The sequence below is a fragment of the Candidatus Regiella insecticola LSR1 genome, from assembly GCF_000143625.1.
Classification (GTDB): domain Bacteria; phylum Pseudomonadota; class Gammaproteobacteria; order Enterobacterales; family Enterobacteriaceae; genus Regiella; species Regiella insecticola.
This window is the reverse complement of the sequence record NZ_GL379703.1, coordinates 1-238: the sequence shown is the minus strand read 5'-3', so window position 1 is coordinate 238 and position 238 is coordinate 1. Positions and strand designations below refer to the sequence as shown.

Genomic DNA, 238 nt, shown 5'->3' with positions numbered 1-238 from the left:
CCGGCAGCCACTTTGCTGGCGATGGTCACCGCTTCATTCAGGGGATGCACAATCGAACGGGTCAGCAGCCAGCCCATCACCACGGCAGCGAGAATGGCGAGCGCGGAGAACACCAGCGTAACTTCAATCGCCATGGTGCCATCGTCGATAATACCGGCGCCTTCCTGCTGGAGCTGCGAGGACTGGGAATCAGCAAACGCCACCGCCAGGTCGAGGTAGGCATTCTGCACGGCGGTAA

The 238-nt window shown here is 60.9% G+C and carries 1 pseudogene; it reads right to left on the bottom strand.

Annotation, left to right across the window (positions count from 1 at the left end):
- Nucleotides 1–238: pseudogene (locus REG_RS09575) on the bottom strand (HAMP domain-containing protein); the annotation flags it as partial.